Origin of the sequence: Acinetobacter sp. P1(2025), from assembly GCF_051390655.1 — a bacterium.
Lineage (GTDB): Bacteria > Pseudomonadota > Gammaproteobacteria > Pseudomonadales > Moraxellaceae > Acinetobacter > Acinetobacter junii.
In genome coordinates this window covers 1-2,609 of sequence record NZ_JBPKBJ010000144.1, presented here as the reverse complement: position 1 = coordinate 2,609, position 2,609 = coordinate 1, and the positions used below count along the sequence as shown (strand labels likewise).

Here is a 2,609-nt window from a genome sequence, read left to right as displayed (position 1 = left end):
GTAGCAGTCCTCAACAGATTTACGGAATTAGGTCGACCACTTACCCAAGTTACGCCTTAAATTTGGCTCAATTAGGGGCGCTTTGCATTTCAAATCTTTGTGCAACAAAGCCACTAAGTATTATTGTTTATTACTTAGTATTTAACTTTATTACTCAAAAACAACTTGGATGAGTTTTTTGAGATTCGCATCGCGGGTTTAATGAAACAACTTGATTTAAATGCAATAACTCGAACACCCGATGCCATCCCGACAGAAATTGTTTTAGCAGAATTATCCCACAGAATTCATGAATTGGTTGCCCAGCAATATCAAATCTTAAATGAAGTTTTATTGCCAAAACTTCAGCAGTCAAATATTCGATTTATTCAGTTCCAAGACATTCAAGAAAAGCATTTACCTTGGATTGAACATTATTTCAAAAAACACGTACAGCCAGTTTTAACGCCAATCAGTTTAGATCCATCTCATCCATTTCCAAGATTGGTTAATAAAAGCTTAAATTTTATTGTGAGTTTGGAAGGAAAAGATGCCTTTGGTCGAAGTATTGAATTGGCGATAGTACCTGCGCCAAGATCCTTACCTCATTTAATTCAATTACCCGATACAGTGACACAAGGGCAGCAAGAATATATTTTACTCACTGCTATTTTACAGCAACATATTGCGGTACTTTTCCCAGGCATGAAAGTCAAAGGTTGTTATGCATTTCGTGTTACCCGCAATGCTGATTTAACGCTTGCTGCTGATGTTGATGACTTGGCAGTTGCTTTAAAAGATGAATTGTCTTCGCGTCGTTTCGGACGTGCTGTGCGTTTAGAAGTAGAACATGCCTGTCCAAAGCAAATTGTAAGTTATTTATTGGCACAATTTGATTTAACTGAACAACATGTTTATGCCATTCAAGGACCTATTAATCTTGCTAGATTAACGACAAACTTTGATGCCCAGCATTTAAAATTTTCGCCTTTTTATCCGGTGATTCCGAAAGTATTACGTAAATCGAACTCTGTGTTCGAAACTTTAAAACATCAAGATATTTTGTTACATCATCCTTTTGATTCGTTCCAACCTGTAATTCAGATGCTTAAGGAAGCGGCAAAAGACCCTCATGTACTGGCGATTAAACAAACTTTGTATCGTAGTGGTCCTGATTCTGAAATTGTACAAGTTCTAGCAGAAGCTGCGCGTAATGGTAAAGAAGTGACAGCAGTCATTGAACTACGTGCACGTTTTGATGAAGAGTCTAACATTACGGTTGCTAATGTTTTGCAAGAGGCTGGAGCTGTCGTAGTTTATGGCATCGTCGGCTATAAAACGCATGCAAAAATGATTTTAATTGTACGTCGTGAAGTTGATCAACTGGTGCGTTATGTTCATTTAGGGACAGGTAATTATCATGCGGGGAATGCAAAGCTATACACTGATTATGGTTTGATGACTACGCATGCTGATATTTGTGAAGATGTGCATTTAGTTTTTCAAGAGTTAACCGGTATGGGTAAAATGGCCAAATTAAAAGCTTTACTCCATGCACCATTTACTTTGCACCAAACTTTACTTGACTATATTGAGCAAGAAATTCAATTTGCTCAAGCGGGTAAAACAGCAAGAATTGTGATTAAAGTGAATGCGTTGACTGAACCACAATTAATTGCAGCATTGTATAGAGCATCTCAGGCTGGAGTAAACATTCAATTAATTGTGCGTTCAATTTGTTGCTTGATTCCACAAGTCCCAAATCTATCAGATAATATTCATGTTCGTTCAATTGTTGGGCGCTTATTAGAACATACCCGTGTGTACTATTTTGAGCATGGTGGTGAACAAAAGTTATATTGTGCAAGTGCTGACTGGATGGGACGAAACCTATTTTCACGTGTTGAGACCTGTTTTCCTATCTTTGATAAAAAGTTAAAAAAACGTATTTTAGAGCAAGGACTATTCAGCTATTTACAAGATAATCAAAATGCTTGGGAACTTACTGCGGATGCTACATGGTCAAAGGTGGAAATGAGGCTTGATCAACACCATCATGCGGCACAAATGGTTTTACTTGAGCAGTTGAGTCAACGCCTATAAAAAAAGAGAGCATTGCTCTCTTTTTTATAATGATTTATTGAAAACCCCAGCGGTCATCCAATTGTAATTTTTGATCGGTATATCGTGGGATAATGTGAATATGTAAATGGTCATCACAGCGTCCAAAGACATTGCCATCATTAAACCCAATATGAAATCCTTCGGGTTGATGACGTAAACGAAGTTCATTACGTGCAAGTTCTAACAAAGATTGTAAGCTGTGACGTTCTGTTTCAGTAATATCGAAAAAAGAGCCGACGTGGCGTAAAGGGATAATGACACAATGTCCTTTAGATAAAGGACGGTATTCAGGAAGAACGACACCAAAATCATTTTTGGCAAGCACGTCATATTCATCAAAATGACAATAAGGGCATTGCTGTTGAGTCATGTTAGTTTCCTTTTTATTATAAAATTTCTAGGACTTACGCATTGACGGATTCAAAAAAGTATTAAAATAGTTTATAAAGTATCTGTGATCAGACGAACTAAACATGCTTCTACAGCAACTTGTACATTACCCATTT

At 37.1% G+C, this 2,609-nt stretch carries 2 pseudogenes; one reads left to right on the top strand and one right to left on the bottom strand.

Annotated features, from left to right (window positions below):
• Window positions 1-147: 147 nt before the first annotated feature.
• Window positions 148-2,082, top strand: a pseudogene (gene ppk1, locus ACSC97_RS18025) (polyphosphate kinase 1); the annotation flags it as partial.
• 34 nt (window positions 2,083-2,116) lie between these two features.
• On the opposite strand, the pseudogene ACSC97_RS18020 reads toward ppk1, so the two are convergent.
• Window positions 2,117-2,479, bottom strand: a pseudogene (locus ACSC97_RS18020) (HIT family protein); the annotation flags it as partial.
• Window positions 2,480-2,609 lie beyond the last annotated feature (130 nt).